Annotated in this window: 15 protein-coding genes; 1 reads left to right on the top strand and 14 read right to left on the bottom strand. The window is 71.8% G+C overall.

Going from position 1 to position 24,620, the window contains the following annotated elements; all coding sequences use genetic code 11:
* Position 1: 1 nt before the first annotated feature.
* The 14 genes from ACH4FX_RS31965 to ACH4FX_RS31900 form a co-directional block, all read right to left on the bottom strand.
* Entirely contained in the window at positions 2 to 664 is a 663-nt protein-coding gene (locus ACH4FX_RS31965; RefSeq protein WP_398484874.1) for a PIG-L deacetylase family protein, read from the bottom strand.
* Positions 661 to 1,455 carry a glucose-1-phosphate cytidylyltransferase gene (locus tag ACH4FX_RS31960; RefSeq protein WP_398484872.1) on the bottom strand — a complete coding sequence of 265 codons (795 nt, stop codon included), beginning with the start codon at positions 1,453 to 1,455 and terminating at the stop codon, positions 661 to 663. Before ACH4FX_RS31960 ends, ACH4FX_RS31965 begins: the two co-directional genes overlap by 4 nt.
* Positions 1,452 to 2,696 (bottom strand): class I SAM-dependent methyltransferase, encoded by a 1,245-nt coding sequence (locus tag ACH4FX_RS31955; protein ID WP_398484871.1) that lies wholly within the window; start codon positions 2,694 to 2,696, stop codon positions 1,452 to 1,454. Before ACH4FX_RS31955 ends, ACH4FX_RS31960 begins: the two co-directional genes overlap by 4 nt.
* Positions 2,693 to 3,901, bottom strand: coding sequence for a glycosyltransferase (locus ACH4FX_RS31950; RefSeq protein ID WP_398484869.1), 1,209 nt, complete (start codon positions 3,899 to 3,901; stop codon positions 2,693 to 2,695). The genes ACH4FX_RS31955 and ACH4FX_RS31950 overlap by 4 nt, the downstream gene beginning before the upstream one ends.
* A 2-nt stretch (positions 3,902 to 3,903) precedes the next feature.
* Complete coding sequence (locus tag ACH4FX_RS31945) at positions 3,904 to 5,208, bottom strand: O-antigen ligase family protein (protein WP_398484975.1); 1,305 nt, start codon at positions 5,206 to 5,208, stop codon at positions 3,904 to 3,906.
* Between the two features lies 1 nt (position 5,209).
* Positions 5,210 to 6,733 carry a right-handed parallel beta-helix repeat-containing protein gene (locus ACH4FX_RS31940; RefSeq protein WP_398484867.1) on the bottom strand — a complete coding sequence of 508 codons (1,524 nt, stop codon included), beginning with the start codon at positions 6,731 to 6,733 and terminating at the stop codon, positions 5,210 to 5,212.
* Positions 6,721 to 8,748, bottom strand: a complete 2,028-nt coding sequence (locus ACH4FX_RS31935) for an alginate lyase family protein (protein WP_398484865.1) — start codon at positions 8,746 to 8,748, stop codon at positions 6,721 to 6,723. Before ACH4FX_RS31935 ends, ACH4FX_RS31940 begins: the two co-directional genes overlap by 13 nt.
* A complete protein-coding gene (locus tag ACH4FX_RS31930; RefSeq protein ID WP_398484863.1) occupies positions 8,748 to 10,931 on the bottom strand; it encodes a bi-domain-containing oxidoreductase in 2,184 nt (727 codons plus the stop codon). Before ACH4FX_RS31930 ends, ACH4FX_RS31935 begins: the two co-directional genes overlap by 1 nt.
* Positions 10,932 to 10,949: 18 nt before the next feature.
* A complete protein-coding gene (asnB, locus tag ACH4FX_RS31925) occupies positions 10,950 to 12,884 on the bottom strand; it encodes an asparagine synthase (glutamine-hydrolyzing) (protein WP_398484861.1) in 1,935 nt (644 codons plus the stop codon).
* 3 nt (positions 12,885 to 12,887) lie between these two features.
* Positions 12,888 to 14,480 (bottom strand): Wzz/FepE/Etk N-terminal domain-containing protein, encoded by a 1,593-nt coding sequence (locus ACH4FX_RS31920; protein WP_398484860.1) that lies wholly within the window; start codon positions 14,478 to 14,480, stop codon positions 12,888 to 12,890.
* Positions 14,477 to 15,874 carry a Wzz/FepE/Etk N-terminal domain-containing protein gene (locus tag ACH4FX_RS31915; protein WP_398484858.1) on the bottom strand — a complete coding sequence of 466 codons (1,398 nt, stop codon included), beginning with the start codon at positions 15,872 to 15,874 and terminating at the stop codon, positions 14,477 to 14,479. The genes ACH4FX_RS31920 and ACH4FX_RS31915 overlap by 4 nt, the downstream gene beginning before the upstream one ends.
* Entirely contained in the window at positions 15,871 to 17,142 is a 1,272-nt protein-coding gene (locus ACH4FX_RS31910) for a glycosyltransferase family 4 protein (protein ID WP_398484856.1), read from the bottom strand. Before ACH4FX_RS31910 ends, ACH4FX_RS31915 begins: the two co-directional genes overlap by 4 nt.
* On the bottom strand, positions 17,132 to 18,460 hold the full coding sequence (locus ACH4FX_RS31905; RefSeq protein ID WP_398484854.1) for a nucleotide sugar dehydrogenase: 1,329 nt from the start codon (positions 18,458 to 18,460) through the stop codon (positions 17,132 to 17,134). Before ACH4FX_RS31905 ends, ACH4FX_RS31910 begins: the two co-directional genes overlap by 11 nt.
* Positions 18,461 to 18,542: 82 nt before the next feature.
* Positions 18,543 to 20,021, bottom strand: coding sequence for a sugar transferase (locus ACH4FX_RS31900; RefSeq protein ID WP_398484852.1), 1,479 nt, complete (start codon positions 20,019 to 20,021; stop codon positions 18,543 to 18,545).
* Positions 20,022 to 20,847: 826 nt separating this feature from the next.
* On the opposite strand from ACH4FX_RS31900, the gene ACH4FX_RS31895 reads away from it, so the two are divergent.
* Positions 20,848 to 24,540: a hypothetical protein gene (locus ACH4FX_RS31895; protein WP_398484850.1), complete on the top strand. Its 3,693-nt coding sequence runs from the start codon at positions 20,848 to 20,850 to the stop codon at positions 24,538 to 24,540.
* The last annotated feature ends 80 nt before the right edge of the window (positions 24,541 to 24,620 follow it).

The raw sequence follows: 24,620 nt of genomic DNA, 5'->3' as shown, positions 1-24,620 counted from the left end.
TTCATTCCCCCAGAGTGGAAGTGCCGAGATTCAGCGTGAGTTTGGTGACGGCGAACGCCTCGGCGTAGCGCGCGTGGCATTCGATGCCGCGGATCCGCGCCAGCCCGAGGAAGGCCTCCCGGTCGTACCAGGGCCGGTGCCGCTGCGAGGGGTAGTGCTCCTGTAGCAGCCGTACCTTCTGTTCGGCGATCTCCGGCGACAGCGGCTGGTACGCCGCCATCCGGCCGAGATCGCCGTCCCATTTGACGATCTCGTAGCCCAGTACGAGGTGGTCGCGGAATGCGCTGGGCACCAGCTTCGCCAGGCTGCGGTGATCCTGGTGCGCGTCATCGGTACGGGGCGCCAGGACCAGGTCCGGCTCGCTCTGCCCGCGCAGTTCCTCGACCGCCGCCTTGGCCTCCTCCCAGTGCGCCGGCAGCCGGCCGTCCGGCAGTTTGAGCACGGTCAGCCGCAGGTCGGCGCCCGGGCAGAAGGCGGTGAGCGCGGCCTGCTCCTCCTGCTCCCGCTCGCTGCCACCGCCGGAGAGCACCAGTGCGTCGATGCGGACACCCGGCCGCGCGAGGCACATCGTCAGCAGCGTGCCGCCGGCGCCGATGGCGATGTCGTCGCAGTGCGCGCCCACCGCGACGATGCGGTCCAGGCGCCCGGTGCCGAGCCCGATCACGCGCCCACCCCCGCGCCGTCCCGTTCCCACACGGCCCACGGCCGGTCGCCCCGGGCGTAGGCGGCGTCGAGCGCGGCCCGCTCCTTCACGGTGTCGGTCGGCTTCCAGAAGCCGCGGTGCCGGTGCGCCACCAGCCGCCCGCGCTTGGCCAGTTGGGCGCACCCGTCGGCGACCAGGTCCCCGTTCTCCGGGATGTGGTCGAAGACCTCCTGGCGGAGCACGAAGTAACCGCCGTTCTCCCACAGCGGCAGTTCGCTCACCGCCGTGATGCCGCCCACCAGGCCGTCCTCACCCAGATCCACGCAGTGGAACGAGGATTGCGGCGGCACCACCATCATCGACGCGCCGGCGTCCCGCCGGGCGAAATTCTCGATCATCTCCGGCAGCGGGGCGTCGGTGAGCACGTCGGCGTAGTTGGCGAGGAACATCTCGTCACCGTCCAGGTGGTGCCGTACCCGGCGCAGCCGTTCCCCGATCGGTGACTCGATTCCGGTCTGCGTGAACGTGATCGTCCAGTCCGCGATGTCGGTGGACAGCAGTTCGGTCCGCCCGCCCCGCAGGACGAAGTCGTTGGACGCCGTCTCCTCGTAGTTGAGGAAGAAGTCCTTGATGTGATGGGCCCCGTACCCGAGGCACAGGATGAACTCCGTGTGCCCGAAATGCGCGTAGTAGCGCATGACGTGCCAGATCAGCGGCCGCGGGCCGACCATCGCCATCGGCTTGGGCACGTCGTCCGCGGCACCGCTGCGCATCCGCATCCCGTAACCGCCGCAGAACAGAACGACCTTCATGGCTTGACCTCGACAATGCTCAGTTCCGGGATGGGGAAGACCAGCCGGCCGCCCCAGGCGTGCACGAAGGACAGCTGCTCGACCAGCTCCTCCCGCAGGTTCCACGGGAGGACGAGCACGTAGTCCGGCTTGTCGGCGGCGATCCGCTCGGGCGGCAGGACCGGGATGCGGGTGCCCGGGGTGAACCTGCCGTGCTTGTAGGGGTTGCGGTCGACGGTGTACGGGAGCAGGTCGGGCCGGATGCCGCAGTGGTTGAGCAGGGTGTTGCCCTTGCCCGGGGCGCCGTAGCCGACGACCGTCTCGCCGCGCTCGGCCGCCTCGACGAGGAACCGCAGCAGGTCCCGGCGCACCTTGGCCACCCGGGCGGAGAACTCGGTGTACCCGGACAGCTCCTGGAGCCCGGCGGCCTTCTCCCGGGCCAGTACGTCGGCCACCTTCCGGGACGGCTCACCGGCCACCTCGGCCGGCCGGGCCCACAGCCGGATGGAGCCGCCGTGCGTGGGCAGCAGCTCGACGTCCACGAGCGCGAGTCCGCCGCTCGCCAGGGCCCGGATCGCGGAGGCGACCGTGTAGTACTGGAAGTGCTCGTGGTAGATCGTGTCGTACTGGTTCTCCTCGATCAGGGTCAGCAGGTGCTGCACCTCGATGGAGACCCAGCCGTCGTCGGCGACCAGGGCGCGCAGCCCCCGGGTGAACCCGACCACGTCGGGGATGTGCGCGTACACGTTGTTGGCCACGACCAGGTCCGCCGGGCCGTGCTCCTCCCGGACGGCCGAGCCGGTGTCCGGGCCCAGGAACTCCGTGAGCGTGGGCACGCCCGCGTCCCGCGCCGCGGCGCCGACGTTCACCGACGGCTCGATGCCGAGGCAGCGGATGCCCCGGTCCACCAGGTGTTTCAGCAGGTAGCCGTCGTTGCTGGCGACCTCGACCACGAAGGCGTCCCGGCCCTCGGAGCCGAGCCCCAGCCGCCGCACGGCGTCGTCGACGAACGTCCGCGCGTGCTCGACCCAGGACGTCGAGTACGAGGAGAAGTACGCGTACTCCTTGAACGTCTCCTCCGGCGTGATCAGCGGGGGAATCTGCGCCAGCCAGCAGCCGGTGCAGACCCGCAGATGCAGCGGGTACGTCGGCTCCGGCCGGTCCAGTTGGTCCGCGGCGAGGAAGCTCTCACAGGGCGGCGTCGTCCCGAGGTCGACGACGCTCGCCATCGCTTCCGAGCCGCAGAGTCGGCACCGTGTCATGTACTGCCCCCCAATGTCTTCGTCCGCTCCGCGATCGCGGAGCGGTACCCCTCCACCAGGCGCTCCAGCCCGACGGCCGGGCTGAACCCCTGCTCGTAGCGGCGCCGGGCCGCCCGGCCCAGCTCCCGGTTGCGGTCCGGCCCGGTCGTGATCCGGCGCAGGCAGGACGCGAGCGAGGCGGACTCGCCCGGCCGGTGCAGCAACCCGGTCACCCCGTCCTCGACGAGTTCGACGAAGGCCCCGTGACCGGCGGCGACGGCCGGGACCCCGGCCGCCATCGCCTCCACGACCACCAGGCCGAACGCCTCCAGCCACGTCGAGGGGGCCACCACGGCGACCGACCGCGCGACGGCCCGCCGGCACTGAGCCGGGTCGTACAGGCCGACGTACCGCACGTCGTCCCGGCCCCTCGCCCAGGCGGTCACCTCCGGCTCCAGCGGCCCCGCGCCGGCGATCACCAGCGGCACGCCCACCCCACCGCTCGCGGCGATCTCGTCCCACGCGGCCATGAGCAGCCGCACCCCCTTGGCCTCCGCGAGCCGGCCGAGGTACAGCAGATGCTCACCGGCGCCCGACCGGCGGGCGTCCGGTTCGGGCACGAAGTTGTGCTTCACCGCCAGCCGCTCGGCCGGCATGCCGGCCCGTACCAGGACGTCGCGCTGCGCCGCGGAGATGCAGAAGAACCGTGTGACGCCCGACCACCACCGCCGCCGGTTGACCGACAGGCTGACCGCGAGCGGCACCGTCGCCAGCCGGGAACTCCGGTAGCAGCCGTGCCGGACGGCGGGCAGCGGCGCGGAGCCGACGCACTCGGTGCACGGCCGGCCGTCCCGCTGGAGCGTGCCGGGCGGGCAGACCTGGGTGTAGTTGTGCAGCGTGGCGACCGCGGGCACGCCGGCGTCGGCACAGGCGGCCAGCACCGCGGGGGACAGGAGCGGGAAGACGTTGTGGATGTGCACCACGTCGGGGCGCACGGTGCGGAGCCGGGCGGCGAGCTCCGCGCGGACCGCCGGGTTCCACGGCACCAGCAGCGGCACCGCGGCCTTGCCCGGCAGGGACCGGGCGGCGATGTCGTCGCTGCGCCGCTCGAACACCTCGACCCGGTGGCCGGCCGCGCGCAGCAGCCCCGCCTCCTGGTCGACGACCTTGTTCTCCCCGCTCGGCTGCGCCGACGAGTAGCGGTTGTGCACCACCAGAACGTGCATGCTCAGGTCACCTCCGGATCCCGGGCCCAGCGCGGGACACGTCGTCGTGGGGCTTCGGGCGTCGCGCGGGGCCCGGCCGCTGCTGGTGCCGCGAGGAGCGACGCGGCCACGGCCAGATGCAGCAGATACGGTGAGGCGTCGCCCAGCCCGGACTCGGTGTACGACGCGATCGCGCAGTAGCTGATCAGGAAGATCGCGCAGGCCCTGGGCAGCGACGGCGGCCGCAGCAGCGCGACGCCGCCCAGCACGACGACGACCGCCGCCACCAGGGCGACGCCGGTCAGCCCCTGCTCGTGGTAGACGGCCAGCCAGCTGTTGTCGATCGGCAGCCCGCCGAACGACTTGTCGCCCAGGCCCACGCCGAACAGCTCCTTCGCCATCGACCGGGGCGCGGCCAGCAGGGCGTCCCAGACCTTGGCCCGGCCGGTGAGGCTGGTCAGGTACTCCTGGCTCTGTCCGCGCAGGAACCACGCCCGGAGCGCGGAGGCGAACCCCACCGCGATCACCGCGGCGCACAGCACCGCCCAGGTGAAGAACCGGCGGGCGGCGGCGCTGGTCAGCACGAGCGAGCCGATCGCCAACGCCAGTCCGGCGAACAGGCCGAGCGTGGCCGTCCGGGTATGGGTCAGCGCGAGCAGGACGAGCGAGGGCACGATGACGACCGCCGCGCTGCGCCGGTCGGTCCGGCGGCCCAGCACGAGCAGCACGGTGAGCCCGATGATCACCGCGGCGTACTGGCCGATCTGCGGCGGCGTGAGCGGCCACAACGCGCCGACCAGCCGCCCGCCGTACAGCTCGGGCAGGGCCGCGCCCGGTGAGGCGACCAGGCCGGCGGCCACCGACCCGAGCACCGCGAAGTACATCCGGATGTGGTGCCGGACGAACGACGGGCTGCCGTCCCACCAGCGGCTGAGCAGCCACAGCGTGCCGACGAAGAGCGCCAGCCGGGCGCAGCGGAACAGCGCGCCCAACCCCGACTCCAGTTGCACGCTGGCGATCACGCTCGGCACCAGCAGCAGGGTGAGCAGGAGCAGGAAGGCACTGGCCCGTATGCGCAGCCGGGGATTGAGCGCGAGCGCCAGCGCGAACGCGGCGACCAGCGCCCCCATGGTGACCACCTGGATGAGGGAGCGGGGCAGCGGGATGATGGTCTTCGCCCCGGCGGATCCGAGCGTGTTGAGGACCAGCAGTCCCCAGACGACCCCGACGGGCTTCGGCGTGCCGGCCGGGCGCGGTCCGGCGCCGGGCCGCGTGTCCGCCGTCTCCGGCCCGCCCGGCAGTCCGCCGTGCCGCAGGTCCCCGCCCACCTCAACCACCGGCCCGCGGGTCGAGGGTGCTGCCCGCGTCCTGCTGGTAGGGCGCGCTCTGCCACTGTCCGAAGTCGAGCACCCGGCTCGGGTCGTGGGCGACGAATTGCCAGGGGCCGAGGTAGACGTTGTCGTACCAGCGGTTGTGCTGTTTGTGGGTGATGGCCTCGGCCACCCGCTCGCCCTGGTACGGCGACCAGTCCGGATACGTACCGTAGTTGGCCAGCACCGCCATCCGGTCGCACTTCTCCGTGCACTCGACGACGGACTTGTCCAGCACGAAGCGGTTGCCGTGGATGTCCACCCGCTGGGTCTTCCACCGGCAGTCGCCGTAGAGCGGTGCGGTGGCGATCGCCGGGCGCACGCAGCGCTCGCTGTGCCGCACCAGCAGTGTGCAGTCGCCGGACGAGGTGTTGGCCGGGCTGTTGCAGAACCGGTCGGCGTTCTCCCACAGGGTGATTCCGGACCAGTTGTCCTCCAGCACGTTCCGGTAGATGTCGATCTTGTCCGTGCGGGCCTTGACCCGTGGTTCGCCGCCGGACTCGGACAGGTAGACGGTCGCGAACGGGAAGGTGTCGCCGCGGTCGGCGTACCTGCGGCCCTCGACCCAGTTGTTCCGCCGGATCGTGTTCTTCCGGATCACCGCGTTGTAGCTGGTCTCGTAGATCAGCGCGGCACCGTCGTTGGCCTCCAGCACGTTGTCCTCGATGCGGAAGTCGTTGTTGTTGGTGTCCGCCCACAACCCGGCCCCACGGTTGTCGTGCACCCAGTTGCCGCGTACGTCGGCGCCGTCGACCGCCCAGAACTTGACGCCTCCCGTGCAGCCGCAGCCCTTCTGCCGCCGCTCCCAGTCGCCGGTGTTGTTGCCGACGATCTCGTTGCCCTCGACCAGCAGGTCGCTGATACGGCCCGTGGCCTTGTACGCGTTCAGGCCGTACTGACCGTTGCCGCGCAGACAGCTGGCGCGGACCCGCTGGCGTGCACCGGCCATCAGCCCGGCGCCGGAATTGTGCTGGATCGTCGCGTGCTCGATCACCCACCCGTCGGCCGAGTCATGGTTGACCACGCCCTCGTCGTGCGGCGCGACGAAACCCTGCACGGTCAGGTGGCGGATGGCGACGTCACGGGCGCCGCCGCCGAACGCGTACTGGTTCGTCTTCCCGCCGTCGAGCACCGCGCCCGGCGCGCCGAGGTAGCGGTTCCCCTGCTTGGGGACGACCTGGGCGTAGCGGTCCGGGGCGAGCCTGTGCCGGCCCGGCCGGAGCCAGAACGTGGTGTGCGGGGGGCTGCTCCGGGTCTTCGCGGCCAGGTCGCCGACCACCGCGGGATCGACCGTCACCGCACCCGCCGGCGCCTTCGCCGGCCCGGCCGCGGGCTTGGCGCACACCCGGGCCACGGGCGTGGACAACGGCGCGGTGGTCGGCTGCGCCCCGGCGTCCGAGGTGCCGTCACAGCCGGTCGCCGCCGGCAGGGACAGCGCCAGGAATGCCGCCGTCCACACCCAGTGCCGCCTCATGATCCCCACGCGCCCCCCTGGCCGCGGAACCTGAGGACGGTGGTGAACCCCCGTGTGCCGTCGGCGAAGCCGCTGCCGACCAGCGTCGTGGTGGGTTCCTTGCGCCCGAAGCCGGGGGAGTACCAGCCCAGCATGGGGTTTTCCCTGCTCGAAGAGCTCGGGTCAGGGCCGGTCTCGCCGCGGTGCGCCCGCCAGGACAGCTGCCTCGGCAGGTCGAGCACCGCGGAGCGCCCCTCGCCGTCCCGGATCCAGGTGAGCACCGCCCGGTTCCCCACCAGGTCCGCGGCGATCGCCGGGCCGAGGTGGAACGCCAGGCGTACGTTCCGACGGGGACCGCGCACCTCGTCGATGATCCGCAGCTCCTGGCTCGCGGCGGTCAGCTCCACCCGGCGGCGGTGCACAGAGGGCCGGTAACCGTCGTGCTCGGCACACCAGCGGGCCGTTCCCCCGGCGGAGGCGCCGGACGGGTCCGCGACCAGGACGCGGCTGCGGGCATGCCGGGTCCACAGGAACGGCCCGCCGGAGACGGACTGGTCACCGCCGTCCAGTTGCACGGTGTTGTGGCCGAGGGTCGACCGGAAGTACTGCCGCCACTCGGGCTGCCCGTGGTAGCAGAACGTCCCCGGGTCGGCGAGCACGTCGACCCCGTCGTGCCGGACCTCCACCGACAGCGCGTCCGCGTGGGCGTGCGCGGCGATGGACAGGAAGCCGTGCGGACCACCGTCGCAGCGGCACCAGATCTCTCCTGTTTCCCCCGGGCCGCGCAGGATGGTGAGCCCCGCGTCGGCGAAGTGGCCCGGACGGCTTGCCGGGCGGGCCACGGCCGGCGCGGTTCCCTCCTTCGCGTACGGCCGGACGAGCGCGGCCAGCAGCGGGGTGCGCACATCGGTGCCGGTCACCACCGGCCACCAGGCGAGCCGGCCGAACACGGCGTCGCCGGTGGCCAGCAGCGAGGCCCAGCGGTCGGTGCCCGCGCCGTCCACGACCAGACCGTGACCGTCGTCCGCGTCACCTTGGCGCGGCGGCCGCAGCCGGTTGTCCACGATGGCCGCGAGCGCGTCGGTCATCCGCAGCAGCACGAGGCGGATGGACGCGGGGACCGGCACACCCGCGGCGTCCGCCTCGGCCACCGCGGCCAGGCCGAGCTCCAGGACGAGCCCGTGGTACTCGGTGGCCAGCTCGCGGTTGAGGCCGGAGGGGAAGGTGTTGCCGCGCAGGTGCCGCTCCAGCGACCGCAGCGCGCCGGCCCGCCAGCGCGCCGAGGCGGGGAACCAGCCGAACGCGCAGGCCGCGGCGAACTGCCCGGCGGCCTCGGCGATGACGTGGTTGTTCGCCGAAGACCCCCGGCTGGGGAAGGCGGCCAGCCAGCGCTGGTGGTGCCAGATCTGGTTCAGCGCCACCGGATTGTCCTCGAACAGCCCGGCCGCGCCCGGCCAGCCGTCGAGCAGCCGGCGGATCCACACCCAGGAGAGCAGCCGGATGCCCAGCTCGATGCCGCTGATCCAGTGCACACCGCGCAGCGGTGGGTTGGCCGCCCACCACGACCGCAGGTGCGCGGCCACCCGCTCGGCGTACCGCTCGTGCCCGGTGACCGCGTAGGCGGCAGCGAGCACGGTGAGGTACTGGTGCCGGGACAGCTCCCAGATCTGCTTGATGTCCCCGACCGCGTCCTCGTTCCGGTACGGCACGTCGAAGGCGTACCCCCACGGAGCCCGGCGCCCGGTCTTGGGGTCGTACCACCAGTCCGGGTCGGTCAGATCGTCACGGACCACCCCGAAGAACTCGGCGTGCCCGTACATCAGCCGGTCCGCCTCGGCGACGAGGCGTTTCGCGGCGTCCGGCGGTACCGCGGCGATCGTCCCGGCGGGCAGTACCGCGGTGAACCGGGCGCCGGTCACGCCCGGGCAGGCGGGCCGCGCCGACCGCCACCGGCGCCTGCGCACCGCGTCGCCCACCCGGCCGCCGATCTCCCGCGGTCCCATCCGGGACAGCCGCCGCAGGTACCAGCCCGCGTTCATGGTCATCACGACCCCGCCAACGTCACCGGCGCGCCGCCGGCCAGCGCCGCGGGCACGGCGAGGGTGGCCGCCGTGGTGGCGGCCAGCGACTCCAGCGGTACCGGCATCGGCCCGCCGGTCCGCACGGCCTTGATGAACGCGGCCAGTTCGGCGTTCTGGCCCTTGTCCCGGGCCTTGGGCAGCCGCGATCTGACCCACCGCTTGCGGCGCCCGTCGTAGACAGCGGCCCGGAGGAAGTCGTCGAACCGCAGCGCCTTGCCGTCCGCGACCAGGTCCAGGGTCTCCTTGGGGAAGCCGGCCGGGCCGCTGGTGACGTAGCTGATGGTGGCGGTGGACCCGTCCGGGTAGCGGAGCACGACCTGGAGGTCCTCATTGCCGGACGAGGCGACCGCGTACACCGATACCGGGTCGGCCCCGAGCAGCCAGCTCGCCGTGTCGATGAAGTGGCCGCCCTCGCCGGCGAACCGCGAACCCTCCGTGCCCTGGCGGAGGTACCAGCTGCCGTGCTGCAGTCGCCCCGCGTTGACCAGATAGCGAAGGCTCGCCGGACCGCTCCGGGCGCCGAACCGCTTCCCGGCCTCGTTGAGCAGCGGCGCGAACCGGCGGTTGAAGCCCACCTGCAACCGGTCGTTGCCGGACTCCTCCACCGCCGTGAGCACGTCCGCCAGCTCGTCCTCGGTGAGGGCCAGGGGCTTCTCCACGAACACGGTCTTGCCCGCCAGCAGCGCTTTTCGGGTCAGTTCGGCGTGTGAGCTGTGCCGGGTGACCACGAACACCGCGTCGACGGACTTGTCGCCCAGTACGGCGTCCAGGTCGGTGGTCGCCCCGTCGAAGCCGAACTTCCGCTGTGCGTTGGCCGCGGACAGCGCCGTCGTGGTGACGACCGTCGACAACTGCACGCCGTCGCGCTGTGCCAGGTGTGGCAGCAGCATCGACGTCGCGTAGTTTCCCGCGCCGACGAACGCGAGGCGCACCGGCGTCCTGACGGCCCGGGCCGGAGTCCGCCGCACCTTCGCCGCGGGTACGGTCACCACCGGCGCCGCGGCTTCCTCCGCTTCCCCCGACTGCCCGGGGTACCGGAACAGCACGGCCACGGCCTTCAGGTCACCGTCCTTCAGGCGCCGGTACGTCTCGACGGCGTCATCGAAGTCGGCGACGTGCGAGACCAAGGGCGCCACGTCGACGCGGCCACGGGCGAGGAGATCGAGGAAACACCCCAGGTTGCGGCGCTCGGTCCAGCGCACGTAGCCGATCGGGTAGTCCCGCCCCTCCAGCTCGTACTCCGGGTCGTAGCGCCCGGGGCCGTACGAGCGGGAGAACCGGACGTCGAGCTCCTTCTCGTAGTACGCGTTCCACGGCAGGTCCAGGCGGCACTTGCCGATGTCGACGACCCGGCCCCGGTCCCGGCTCAGCCGGGCGGCCAGCTCGACGGGCTGGTTGCTGCCGCCGCCGGCGGCCAGGTACACCTGGTCCGCCCCGTGACCGCCGGTGAGTTCGGCGACGGCGGTCTCCACGGCAGCGGACGCGGGGTCGCCACAGGCCGTGGCGCCCAGCCGCGCGGCGAGCTCGCAGCGCGCCGGGTCGGGGTCGGCCCCGACGACGCGGACTCCCGAGGCGGCCAGCAGCTGCACCACCAGCTGCCCGATCAGCCCGAGGCCGACGACCAGTGCCACGTCGCCGAGCTGCGGTTCGCCCTGGCGGACGCCCTGCAGCGCGATCGACCCGACGGTGCCGAAGGCCGCGTGCCGCGGCGCGAGGCCGTCCGGCACCGGGGCGTAGAGGTTCTTCGGCACCCAGTTCAGCTCGGCGTGCAACGCGTGCTCGTTGCCGGCGCAGGCCACGAGGTCGCCGACCGCCACATCGTCGATCCCGCTGCCGACCTGCTCGACCACCCCGCACAGCGAGTAGCCCAGTGGCGTGTAGGAGTCCAGCTTGCCCATCACCTTGCGGTAGGTGGCGGGCACCCCGTTGGTGGCCACGCTCTGCATGACCTTGGCCACCTGGTCCGGCCGGGAGCGGGCCTTGCCCAGCATCGACATGCCGGCCTCGGACACCTTCATGAGCTCGGTCCCGGTGGATATCAGCGAGTAGGCGCTGCGGACCAGCACACCGCCCGGCTTGCACCCCGGCACCGGCACGTCGAGCACCGCCAGCTCGCCGCTCTTGTAGTTCTGTACAACCTGCTTCACCCGAACTCCTCTGAATTCCTAAGCCGTTGACCGATTGCTCTGACCGGACCCAGAGGTCGCGTCGCGATACCAGTACTCAAGGGTCAGTACGTGCCACAGATGCTTGGAGAAATCCCGCTGCCCGGCGGCGTCCTCGGCGACCATCCGCGCCAGCGCGTCGCGGCGCAGGATCCCGGAACGGACGAGCACGCCGTCGTTGACCACCTCGCGCACCAGCGGTGCCAAATCCCGGCTCATCCAGGCCCGCAGCGGGGCGCTGAACAGGCCCTTGGGCCGGTACACGATCTCCCGGGGCAGGACCGAGGCGGCCGCCTCCTTGAGGACGGCCTTGCCCTGCCGGCCGGTGATCTTGCGGTCGCCGGGCACCGCGAACGCCGCCTCGACCACCTCGACGTCCACGTACGGCACCCGCACCTCGGTCGACGCGGCCATGCTCGACCGGTCGGTGTAGGCGAGGTTCAGGCCCGGCAGGAACATCCGGGCGTCACCCAGGCACATGCGGTTGACGAAGTCGTCGAGGTCGTTGTCCTGGTAGACGTCGGCATGCTCGGTCAGCACGTCCTCGACCGTCCCGGCCAGGTCCGGATCGACCAGGGCCAGCAGCTCGTCCTGGTCGTACATGGTGTAGCTGCGCCGGAACGCGGTCTCCTCCGGCAGATCGGCGAAGGACAGGAACCGCTTCGCGAAGCGCACCGACCGGTACCCCCGGCGGGACGTGGCGACCGGCAGCCGGTCCACGGCCCTGGACAGGCCGCGCCGCAGGGGCCGCGGGACGCGCTGGTAGCGCAAAGCGAGCAGGTTGGCCAGGTGCTTGCGGTACCCGGCGAACAGCTCGTCGGCGCCCATCCCCGAGAGCATCACCTTGACCCCGGCCTCCCGGGCGGCCGAGCAGATCAGGAACGTGTTGATCGCGGCGGGATCGCCGATCGGCTCGTCCAGGTGGTACGTCATCCGCGGCAGCAGGTCGAGCACGTCCGGAGCGATCTCGATCTCGTGCAGGTTGACGCCGAACCGCGCGGCCACCTGCCGGGCGTAGCGCAGATCGTCCGGCATCGCCTCGAACCTGGCGTCCTCGGCGCGGAACCCGATCGTGTACGCGGAGATCCCCGGCTGGTGGCGGGCCGCCAGCGCGGTCAGATAGCTGGAGTCGAGACCGCCGGAGAGGAAGGTCGCCACCGGTACGTCGGAGAGCAGGTGGCGCCGGGTCGACTCCTCGACGATGGCCGCCAGGTCCGGCTGCTCGCCGCTGCGGGCCCGCTCCCGGCCCTCGGCGGCGACGTCCTTCAGGTTCCAGTACCGGCCGCGCTCCACCCGGCCGTCGGGCCGGCAGCGCAGCCAGCTCCCCGGCGGCAGCTTCTCCGCCTCGCGGAACGCGCAGCGCGAGTCCGGCACCCAGTAGTACAGCAGCGAGGCCACCAGCGCCGCATGGTCCACCTCCAGCGTCCCGCCGGTGGCGGCGGCCAGCGCCTTGAGCTCGGAGGCGAACACCAGACCCGCACCGCGCCGCAGCAGGAACAGCGGCTTGATGCCGAGCTGGTCGCGGACGAGCACCAGCTCACCGGTGCGCTCGTCGAAGATGCCGAACGCGAACATGCCGCGCAGCCGGGGCAGGCAGTCCGTGCCCCAGCGCCGCCATGCCTCCAGCAGCACCTCGGTGTCGGAGGTACCGCGGAAGCGCGCCCCGGCGGCTGTCAGCTCGGCCCGCAGTTCTGGCGCGTTGTACAGCTCGCCGTTGTACGTCAGGGCGAGGCCGTCCGAGACCATCGGCTGGGCGCCGGTCCCGGACAGGTCGATGATGGCCAGCCGCCGGTGCCCGAAGTGGACTTCGCCGTCACCGGCGGGGTGGCTGTAGCGGCCCGCCCCGTCCGGACCGCGGTGGGCGAGGACGTCGGTGAGCCGGTCGGTCACGGCCTTCCCGTCCGGCCATTGGTACGTGCCTGCGATGCCACACATGTTCTACCGCGCCCCCTGGTCGCTGTCCGGGACCCGCGCGGCCGGCATCGACGGCCGCTCCGTCCGCAGCAGGCCCTCCCCCACTGCCTCAACGGCGTGGGAGGTACCCCCATCGTTCTGCCGGGCCGATCGCTCGGTCCGCGGCCGGCCCTCCCCACCGCTCTGGCGGGCCGGCCGCTCAAAAGGGCCGCGCAACGCCGTGTGCGGCCCCTCCCACAGCGTGCCGTCGGTCCGGTCCCGCGGATCGGGGTCGATCAGCACCACACCGATCACCGCGATGCGCTGGTCCGCGAGCTGCCGTGCCACGGTGTGCAGCCAGGCGGCACTGCCGTGCCCGGCCCGTACGACGAGCACGGTCCGGCTGCCGAGGTACCGGAGGTCGGTCCACGCCGTACCGGGCGCGACCGAACCGACGCCGAGCCGGCGTGTCCGAGGCGGCACGGTCGCGGCCCGCTCGCCGCTGACCACGCTCGGGTCTCCCGGCTCCCGACGGCTGCCGGCGAGTTCCGGGCCGGGCAGACCGTCGATGACGACCACCGGCCCCTCGGCCGCCAATGCCCTGGCGACATCCAGGGCGATCCCGCCCGTGGTGCGCGCACAGCCCAGCTCCAGCAGCGACACGGGGTCCGCGGAACCGCGCGCGGCGCGGGCCAGGGACGCGGTCAGCCGGTCACGAGCCGCCCGGGTCCGTCGGCGCTGCCACGGCCCGGTACGGCGCAGCTCCGCGATGACCGAGGCGCCCAGGTTCGCCGCGATCTCCCGGCGCAGTACGGGGCGGTCCGCCACCACCGTGCCGACCGCGGCCAGCGCGAGCCCCAGGACGAGCCCGAGGACGAGTCCGATCGCGGCGTCGGTGACGGCGGCCTTGGGCAGGGAGTGCCGCACCGCCCGCGGGGCGTCCACGATCTGCGTACCGGCGACGAGCCGGGGCGTGCCGATGCGCGCCTCCTCGGCACGCTGGTCGAAATCGGCGATCCGCGTGGTGAGTTCGGCCCGGCGGGCGAAGAGCGACTCGATGCTCGCCGACGCCTTCGGGTCGCGTTCCGGCGTCCCGTCCCCGATCGCCTTGTTGACCTGGGCGAGTTCCTTCCGCATGCGGTCACGCTGGTCGAGCAGGGCCCGGGCCTCGGCCTGGGCGGTCTCCCGCATCCGCCGCACGTGATCCGCGACGAACGCATCGGCCAGTGCCTTGGCGCGGGCCACCGCTTCGGCGTCGCTGCCACCTGTCACTTCGATCTGCAACAGGTTGTTGGTCAACCCGGTGCCCCGGTAGTCCCGCACGAAGTCCTCCGGCTTCTCCGGGGACTTGAGGGCCCGCAGGGCCTGGCCGGCGATCCGCGTGGTCCCCAGCAGCTCGACGTCGGTGCGGATCAGCGTTCCGGTGTCGTTGGGCTGGTCCTCCTTGTGCGCGACCAGCACCTTGGTCACCGCGGTCGGCGGTGGCGGCAGCAGGACCGCCACCGCCGCGCCCACCAGCAGTCCCAGGAGCGCCAGGGAGCACCAGAGACGGCGGCGCCTGCGCACGGCCGCCACCAGCGCCTGCAGGTCCAGCAGGGGAGTGGCTGCCGACGGCTCCGAGGCCGTGCTCGTCGTCACGCCGGACCTCCCGCCGCATGGCCGCGGACCGCGAGCGCCAGAGTGGCGGTCTCCGGAGGACGGCCGGCGGACCGCGACGGACGGGTCCGGACCGGGCCGGCGACGACGATGCCGACGATCTCATGCCGGGCGTCCGCACACGCCTCGGCGAGGCCGGCGAGCTCCCCTGCGGTCCAGCTGCCCGCGCTGAGCACGATCAGGGCACCGGACTCGGTGCCGCGGTCCGGCACGATCGGCCGGACCATCGAGACCTCCACCACCCGCAGCGCGGGGGCGTCCCTGCCCGAAGAGCCCGGAGAAGGATGGCCCTTGGCCTCGGCGACGAGCTGCCCGGCGGCCCGGCGGGCGATCTCGTCGCCCTCCGGTACGACGACCAGCAGCCGCCGGGGGCCCGGCAGCCGGTCCCGGAGGCGGGCGCACACCCGCCGGTAGCGGATCCGCCGTCCCGCCTCGTCGCCGGACCTCTGCGGAGTCGGTACGTCCCACCGGGTGTCGACGCCCAGCAGCTTGCGGATCCAGGCCCACGGGCCACCGCCTTCCGGCCGGTGCGCGCGCCGTTCGCCGGGCACGTCGACGGTGCCCAGCAGCACCGAGCCCAGCGCCGCGGCGATCTCCGCTTCGGTGCGCGGCCGGCGGTTCATCCGTGCGGCGGCGAGATGGCCGACGACCGCGAGCAGGAAGAACAGCAGTGCCCCGGCACCGATGAGCTGCCTCCGCGTCGGCGGCACCTCGCCGGTCGGCCGGGCCGCCGGCCCCATGACGACCATGCCGGCCCTGCCGGTCGCCGGGCCGGCCTCGTCCAGCTTCTTCATGGCCTCCTGCAGCGTGGTGCGCAGCTTCTCCAGCGCGGTGCGGGCCTGCACGCTCTCCACGGTCCGTCCCGGATCGGCCGCACGGGCCAGGTCGGTGATACGGCGGTTGGTCTCCGCCACCTTCTGCCGCAGCGCATCGAGCCCCGTCGCCGCTTCGGGGGCGGTGCCGCCGCCCGCGATCCGCGCGGCGAAGGCCACGAACTGCTGGGCCACCCGGTCGGAGAGCTGCTGCGCGCGCTCCGGGGTCTCGGCCGTCCCCGAGACCTTGATGATGTTCCCGTCGGCGGCCTTGGCGCTCACCCGGTCCCGCAGCTCGCCGCCGCTGACGCCCGCCCAGCCGAGCGCGGCGGCCGCGCGGTCGACCACCGCCGAACTGGCCGCGATCTCGGCCTGGGTCAGCAGCTCGCGCTCCTCCCACTGCCCCGGCAGCAGTACCGATGCCGACGCCGTGTACCGCGGCGGGAACAGCACCGAGGTGCCGTAACCGACGAGCGCGCCCACCACGGCGAGGACGGCGAGCAGCCGCCACCTCCGACGGAGAATCCGCCCGACCGTGACCAGCCGTATCGTTTCATCGCTCAACGGTGCCGCCACCTCCCCGCCCGGCCCCGGACCGGGGCGCCGGCCGGCACCGCGGCGCGGTCGCGACAGGTGGCGGCGTACGCGGCGAGCAACGACGCCTGGGAGTTGCGCCAGGAAAGCCGCCCGTTGACCCGCTCCTGGCCGGTCTTGCCCATCCGGGTCCGCTTCTCCGGATCGTCGAGCAACAGCGCGATGAGCTCGGCGAACCGGGCCTCGTCGTTGGCGGGCGCGTAGACGGCGGCGTCCCCGGCGGAGACCCGCGCCTCCTTCAGGTCGAACGAGACGATCGGCCGGCCCATCGCCATGTACTCCAGGACCTTGTTCATGGTCGACACGTCGTTGAGCGGATTGCGCGGGTCGGGGGAGAGGCACACGTCCGCGGTGGACAGGTGGCGCACCAGATCGGCGTCCGAGACGCGCCCGGTGAACTGCACCTGCTCCGTGAGCCCGAGCCGCCGGGACAGCTCCACCATCGCGTCGAAGGCGTCACCGGCACCGACGAACACCGCGTGCCAGTCGGTCCGCCCGACCTCGTCGCGCAGCTTCGCCAGAGCCCGCAAGGCGTAGTCGACGCCGTCCTGAGGCCCCATGACTCCCAGGTAGCACAGCAGATGAGGCTTGCCGCGCTTCAACTCCGGGTCGGGCGGCACCGGTTGGAACCGCTCGGCGGCGGGCGCGCTGCGCACCACGAACACGTCCTCCGGCCGCCGGCCGCCACGGCGCACCGCGACGTCCCGGTAGCTCTCGTTCGTGGCGAGCACGACGTCCGCGGCCCGGTAGGTCAGCCGTTCCAGCGCGCACACGCCGCGGTAGAGCAGGTCCTCGCCGCGGTCGAACCGGGAGAGGTACAGCTCCGGCACCAGGTCGTGCTGGTCGAAGACGAACCGCGCGCCGCGCCGCTTCAGCCACAGGGCCGGCAGGAACAGCAGGTCGGGCGGGTTGCAGGCGTGGACCACGTCGACCGGGCCGACCTGGCGGGCCAGCCGGAACGTATGCCACAACGCCGATCCGTACTCCCGCAGATAGCCGGCCGGCCCTCCGGTGGCCGCACGCAACGGGTAGCGGTGGATCCGCACCCCGTCGATCACCGCCTCCGGCTCCGTGTCCCGCTTCTCCCCGCGGGGGCAGATGACGTGCACCTCCCAGCCCGCGTCGCGCAGCGTCGTGCACTCCTGCCACACCCGCCGGTCGAACGGCACCGACAGGTTCTCCACCAGGATCAGCGCGCGCCGGTCCGGCCCGTTCTCAAACCCTGTGTCACCAAGCAAGGCCCACGTACCCCGGTTCGGTCCGGCGCGCCTCGGCGTCGGGAAGGCGGACGAGATCGACGATCACCGGGCCGTCACCGCCATGGGGCAGCGCCGACAGCACGGCTGGATCCTTGGTCCCCACCAGGCACACTTCGGCGTGCTCCAGCACCTCCTCGACGGAGTCCGCGAGCAGCTGCGCGAGGTGCGGCAGCCGGTTCTCGATGTACTCGCGGTTCGCGCCGAGCAGCCGGGAGAGGCTCACGTTGGCGTCGTGGATCCGCAGGTCGTACCCCTTGCCGAAGAGCCGCTCCGCCAGCTCGACGAGCGGGCTCTCGCGGAGGTCGTCGGTGCCGGGTTTGAAGGACAGCCCGAACAGGCCGACCCGGCGCTTGCCGGTCCGCTCCACCAGCTCCACCGCCCGTTCCAGGTGGGCGGAGTTGGAGGGCAGCACGTGGGCGAGGATGGGCACCGCGACGTCGGCCCGCTGCGCCGCGTGGACCAGGCTGCGCAGGTCCTTGGGCAGGCAGGAGCCGCCGAAGGCGAAGCCGGGCCGCAGGTAGGCGGGGCTGATGTTCAGCTTGCGGTCGGCCAGGAACACGTCCATCACCTGGTGCGAGTCCACCCCGAGCGCCTGGCACACCGCGCCCAGCTCGTTCGCGAAGCCGATCTTGAGGCCGTGGAACGCGTTGTCCGCGTACTTGATCGCCTCGGCCGTCGGGACCGGCACCCGGAACACCTCGCCGGGCAGGCCGTCGTACAGCGCCGCCACCACGTCGCCGCTCGCCGGGTCGAGCTCGCCGATGACGGTCTTGGGCGGGGCGAAGAAATCCCGCACGCTCGTGCCCTCGCGCAGGAACTCCGGGTTGACCGCGACCCCGAAGTCCACCCCGGCCGTGCCGCCGACGGCCTTCTCCAGGATGGGCACCAGCAGGTTCAGGCAGGTGCCCGGCAGCATGGTGCTCCGGAACACGACGGTGTGCCGTCCGCCGTGCCCCGCGCGCTCGGCCAGCGCGGCGCCGATCTGCTCGGCGACCCGCTCCAGGTACGTGGTGCACAGGCTGCCGTTGGGCTCCGACGGCGTGCCCACGCAGACCAGCGACACCTCACTGCCCATGACCGCCTCGCGGACGTCGCCGGTGGCGCGCAACGCCCCGGTCCGCACGACGTCGGCGATCAGCTCGCCGATCCGCTCCTCGACCACCGGGGCCTTGCCGTCGTTGACCAGGTCGGCCTTCACCTGGTTCACATCCACCCCGATGACCTCGTGCCCCATGCCGGCCAGGCACGCGGCCGACACACAGCCCACGTAGCCGAGCCCGAAAACGCTGATCCTCATGACCCGACCCTCCCCCCAGGCAGGCCCTTGCGGCCTGTGGTCCGTGCGCCGGCCGGCCCGTTCGGCCGCGTTCCCCCGCGCATCAGTAGGCCCCCTGTCCGTAGACCACCGCACGCAGCGTCTTCCACAAGATCACCGCGTCCAGGGCGAGCGACCAGTCCTCCACGTACCGCAGATCCAGCCGGACCGCCTCCTCCCACGGCAGGTCGCTGCGTCCGCTGATCTGCCACAGGCCGGTGAGCCCGGGCTTGACCAGCAGCCGGCGCCGGATGTCCGGGCCGTACGCGGCGGTCTCCTCCGGCAACGGGGGCCGCGGACCGACGAGCGACATCGATCCGGTGAGTACGTTGAACAGCTGCGGGATCTCGTCGATCGAGTACCGGCGCAGCACCGCTCCCACCCGGGTCACCCGCGGGTCCCGGCGGAGCTTGAACAGCAGCCCCGCCCCCTCGTTGCGGTGGGCCAGCTCGGCACGTGCCGCGTCGGCCCCGACGACCATGGTGCGGAACTTGAAGATGGTGAACTCGCGGCCGTCCTTGCCGACCCTGCGCTGGCGGTAGAGCGCCCCGCCCCGGCTGTCCGCCAGCACGAGCAGCCCGACCAGCACCATCAGCGGTGCGAACAGCACCAGCAGGATCGCCGCGCCGACCCGGTCGACCACCCCTTTGACCGCTCTTCGGCCCCCGGTGAAGGTCGGCATGCTGACCCGTAGCAGCGGGATCCCGAGTACGGCGTCGACGTGCAGCCGCGGGCCGGCCACCTCCATCAGCACGGGGGCCACGACCATTTCGGTGTCGCTGCCTTCGAGGTTCCAGGCCAGCCGTTGCAGCCGCTCCGGTGACCAGTGCGGGTCGGGTGTGATCGCGACGACACGGTATCCGTCGCGGCGGATGTGGCCCGCGACGTCGGCCAGCCGGCCGACGACCGGCACTCCGTCCAGCCGGTCACCGTCGGGCCCGAGGCCGTCCGTCGTGCACACCGCTGCCACCCGCCAGCCGAGGTGCGGGAACTTGCGGGCCCGGGTGATCAGGTCGCGTACGGTGTCCGGGCTCCCGGCGGCGAGCACCGGCCGCAGACACCGTCCTTCCTTGCGCTGCTTGTGCAGCCAGAGGCGCAGGAGATACCGCACGGTCATGGTGACGAGCGCGATCGCGGGAACCGCGACGAAGATCCACAGCTTGATGTTGCGCGAGGTGAGGGCGATCCCGCCGAGCGCCAGTACGACGACCGCCGCGAACAGCGAGCGGCCGAGCCGGCGGAACTCCTCGGCGCCCTGGCCGAGCACGGCCGGCGCCCACGCCCGGCTCACCGCGAGCGCCCCCAGCACCAGCAGTTCGGTGCCGAACGCGAGAATTCCCCACTTCTCGTGCCAGTTGGCCGCGTCCCGGGCCCCGAAGAAGATGCCGATCGACGCCACCACGACGGCGGTGGCCACGGTATCGCTGGTGATCACGGTACGCCGGTACCGCTGCTCCCAGTCGATCGCGGGCCGGCTGCTCGTCCCGTCCGCCGGACGCCCGCGCGTCGACGGAAACGGGTTGACTAATTCCCCCTGTTGCACGGAACCCCCCACAGGTCACCAGTGGCCGGACGCGCTCGCCCGACCCTGTTTCCTCCCCCGGGAGGCCCCCGCCCCCCGCGCCGCGCCGTTCCTCCCCGCGGGAGGCCCCCGCCTCCCGTGCATGGCACCCGCTGGTGCAGCGCTACGTGAACAACCCACCCTGGTGGCAGCAAACCCACATGTCCCGCCGAACGTTCGAGGCGCCTGATGACCCGTCAGAGGCCGGGTGCTCCCCGCACCCGAAGCCCCCGGTTCCCAGGAATTGATCAACCCCACGTTTGGTGACGGGGGTGTGACTGCTGGCTGTTGGTAGTGCCGGGCAATAGATCATTTTCGGTTGCTTCATGTTCGAACCGCTGAAGCACGGTCAATCTAGACCATCGGGGCCGGTATGGAGAGGGGGATGTGTGCAATTCGTGCTCAAGCTGCGACCCCGATCTGGAGACGGGTGTCCGCCCAAGGGCGCCTTGGCGCAGCAGGCATACCTCGTGACCTGTGGCGATGGGGGTTCCTTGAGCTACTGGCACCGGCAGCCCGAAGGCGTCCGAAGCCGGCAGCCGAGCCGCGCCGAGGTCCTGTCGACACCCTTTGATCATGCCGGTGCGGTTCTGCAGGGCGTGGACGGCGCCGGGGCCCGCAGCGACAAGTTCATCGCCCGCTGGATTGATGGGCAGCCCCGACCTGGCGCTGCAAACAAATACTGCGTTTCGACCCCCGCCCGGCCCAGCGGCGGGCATCCTGACGGCAAAGCCCTGAGCCAGGGCATGTGCCACACCGCGAGGACCAGCGCATGCTGCTGCGGAACCTTCCGAGAAGGGGGCGCAAGGTGGAGCAGCGAGGAGGACCGGGGCGTCGGGAGCGGCCACTGGACCCGGAGGCGGGCCCGTTGCAGCGGTTCGCCCACGAACTGCGCCAGTTGCGCCGGCAGGGTGGTGGGATCACTTATCGGGAGATGGCCGCGCGGTGCGAGTTTTCCGCCCCCACACTGTCGCAAGCGGCCGCGGGCGAGCGGCTGCCGTCGCTGCCGGTCACGTTGGAGTACGTCCGAGCCTGCGGCGGGGACGCCCAGGAGTGGGAGGAGCGGTGGCGCCGGGTCGCCGACGAGGTGGCCGCCCAGGTTCCTGACGAGGACGAAGCGACCGCGCCCTACCGAGGGCTGACCCGGTTCGAACCGGGTGACCGGGACCATTTCTTCGGCCGGGACCAGCTCACCGACAACCTGGTGCAGCGCGTGCAGAAGCACCGGGTGGTCACGCTCTTCGGCCCCTCCGGCAGCGGCAAGTCCTCCCTGCTGCGGGCCGGACTCGTGCCCCGCCTCCAGGACGCCGAGGATGAAGAGCTGCGGCCTGCTGTCATCCGGATCCTCACTCCCGGCCCGCAGCCGTCACGCACTCTGGAGCAGGCCCTCGCTCCCGCCGACGCCGAAGGCGACACCTGGCTGATCGTCGACCAGTTCGAGGAGATCTTCACCCTCTGCCACGACCCGGACGAACGCAACCAGGTCATCGACCGGCTGCTGTCAGCCCGTTCCCCGGTCAACCGGCTGCGGGTCGTCCTGGGGGTCCGAGCGGACTTCTACGGTCACTGCCTGGCGCACCGGCAGCTGGCGGAGGCGGTGCACGACGCCGGCATGCCCGTGGTACCGATGAGCCCGGGGGAACTGCGCGAGGCCATCGTCAAGCCGGCCGCGGCCCAGCGGCTGACCGTCGAACGGGCCCTCACCTCCCGGCTGATCGAGGAGACGGTGGACGAACCCGGCGGTCTGCCGCTGATGTCCCACGCGCTCTTGGAAACCTGGCGCCGCCGCAGGGGACCGGCCCTGACGCTCACCGCCTACGAGGCGGCCGGCGGCGTGACCGGTGCGGTCACCCGCACCGCCGAGGACCTCTACACCCAGCTCGCCCCCGAGCACGCCGACCTGGCCCGCCGCGTGTTGCTCCGCCTGATCACCCCGGGCGACGGCGTCCCGGACACCCGCCGCACCATCAAACGCACGGAACTCGACACCGGCGCCGAAGCCGACACCGCCTACGTTCTGGACCGGCTGGCCCGGGCCCGCCTGATCACCCTCGACCAGGACGGCATCGATCTCGCGCACGAGGCCGTCATCGTCGGCTGGCCACGCCTGCGGGGCTGGGCCGAAGAGGACCGCGAACGCCTCCGCGTCCACCGGCGCCTGACGGAAGCCGCCACCGCCTGGTCCGACCTCGACCGCGACCCCGGCGCCCTCTACCGCGGCGCCCGCCTGTCCGTCGCGGAAGAACACTTCCCACGGCCCCATCAGCAAAGGGACCTCACCGGACTGGAACGGGACTTCCTCACCGCCAGCACCACCGCCCGCGAACAGGAACGGCGGACGGCCGTCCGCACGGCCCGCCGATTACGCCGGCTGGTCGGAGCCCTGTCCGTCCTTCTCGTCCTCGCCCTGACCGCAGGCGTGATCGCCTGGCAGCAGAGCCGTAGCAGCGACCGGCAGCGCAACAGGGCCGTCGCCGCGCAGCGCGTCTCTCTGTCCCGGCAACTGGCCGCAGAATCGGATACTTTGCGCGGTGGCAACCCTGACCTGGCGTCCCTTCTGGCGGTCGAGGCCTACCGCGTCAACCGCACCTCCGAGGCCGTCGCGAGCCTCTACTCTGCCGCCGGCCTTCCGCTCCGTGCCCGCCTCACCGGTCACACGGAATCGGTGGACGCGGTGGCGTTCAGCCCGGACGGCCGGACCCTGGCCTCCGGAAGCCGGGACAGGACGGTGCGCCTGTGGGACGTGGCCACGGGGAAAGCCAAAGCCACTCTCACCGGCCACACCGAATACGTCCATTCCGTGGCGTTCTCCCCTGACGGGAAGACCATCGCCACGGCAAGCCTCGACAAGACAGTCCGGCTGTGGGATGCGGCCACCGGAAGAGCCCAAGCGACTCTCACCGGCCACACCGACCATGTCTACACTGCGGTGTTCAGCCCGGACGGGAAAACCCTCGCCACCGGAAGCGCTGACAGGACAGTACGGTTGTGGGACGTGGCCACAAGGAAGACCAGGGACACCCTCACCGGTCACACCCGCTCCATATCGGACTTGAACTTCAGCCCGGACGGCAAAACCCTGGCCTCCGCAGGCACTGACAGAACAGCGCGATTGTGGGACGTGGCCACGGGGAAGGCCAAAGCCGTTCTCACCAGTCACACCGATGTCGTCTACGAAGTGGCATTCAGCCCCGACGGGAAGACCCTCGCGACCGGAAGCTGGGACAAGACGGTCCGGCTATGGGACACAGCCACAGAAAAATCCAAAGCCGCCTTCACGTATCCTGACGGGGTATTCTCCATAGAATTCAGCCCCGACGGAAAGACGTTGGCCGTGAGCGTCCGCACGCAGGTACGACTGCAGAACGCGACCACGGGCAGAACACGAACCACGCTCTCAGGCCACACCGATTCCATCTTCTCCATAGCGTTCAGTGCCGACGGGAAAACCCTGGCTACCGCAAGCGCCGACAAGACGATACGGCTGTGGAACGTAGCCGCCGGCACAGCGAAAGCCGTCCTCACCGGTCACGGGGACGAGGTGCACGCCGTGACGTTCAGTCCCGACGGGAAGACTCTCGCGACCGGAAGCCTTGACAGGACAGCACGGCTGTGGGACGTGGCCACGCGCCGGACGCGAACCACCCTCACCGGCCACACCGATTGCGTCTTCGGCATGGCGTTCGGCCCCGACGGGAAGACTCTCGCCACCGCAAGCTGGGACAACACGGCCCGACTGTGGGATGTGGCCACAGGAAGGACCAAGGCCGTGCTCACCGGCCACACCGATGATGTCACGGGGGTGGCATTCAGCCCGGACGGGAAGACTCTGGCCACCTCCAGCTGGGACAAGAAAGTCCGACTGTGGGATGTGGCCACAGGCAAGACCAAAGCCGTGCTCACCGGCCACACCGACTACGTCCATTCCGTGGCGTTCTCCCCTGACGGGAAGCTCCTGGCAACGGCGAGTCGCGACAGGACAGCACGGATATGGGACGTGGCCACAGGGCAGACCAAAGCTGTCCTCACCGGTCACGCCGACGATGTCTACGCCCTCGCATTCAGTCCCGACGGGAAAACCCTTGCCACCGCAAGCCTCGACAAAACGCTACGGCTCTGGAAAACAGGCGCGACAAAAAGCAGGGCCACCCTCACCGGGCACACCGACGAGATCTCAACTGTGGTATTCAGTCCCGACGGGAGGACCCTGGCATCCGGCAGCATCGACAAGGCCGTACGGCTGTGGGACACAGCTACCGCCAGGACACGAGCCGTCCTCACCGGTCACACCGACGAGATCTCGGCCGTGGCGTTCAGCCCCGACGGCAAAACCCTAGCCACCGCAAGCTACGACCAAACAGCACGGCTATGGGGGGTGGACCTGCCCACCGCGGCAGAATCCGTCAGAAATATATGCAGGGCCGTCCACCGAGACCTCACCCGCCAAGAACGCGAAACCTACCTACCCGACCAGCCCGCCCACCCCGTATGCCCCTCCTGACTGATTCCCGGGGAGTGGTCGGTCCTGGGTTTCGGCCTGGGTCCCGTGGGTCGGGTCTGCGCCAGTTGGGGGTGGCTTCT

The sequence above is a fragment of the Streptomyces sp. NPDC018019 genome (assembly GCF_044327805.1).
Taxonomy (GTDB): domain Bacteria; phylum Actinomycetota; class Actinomycetes; order Streptomycetales; family Streptomycetaceae; genus Streptomyces.
The sequence above is the reverse complement of the archived record's forward strand: the minus strand, read 5'-3'. Positions and strand labels throughout refer to the sequence as shown.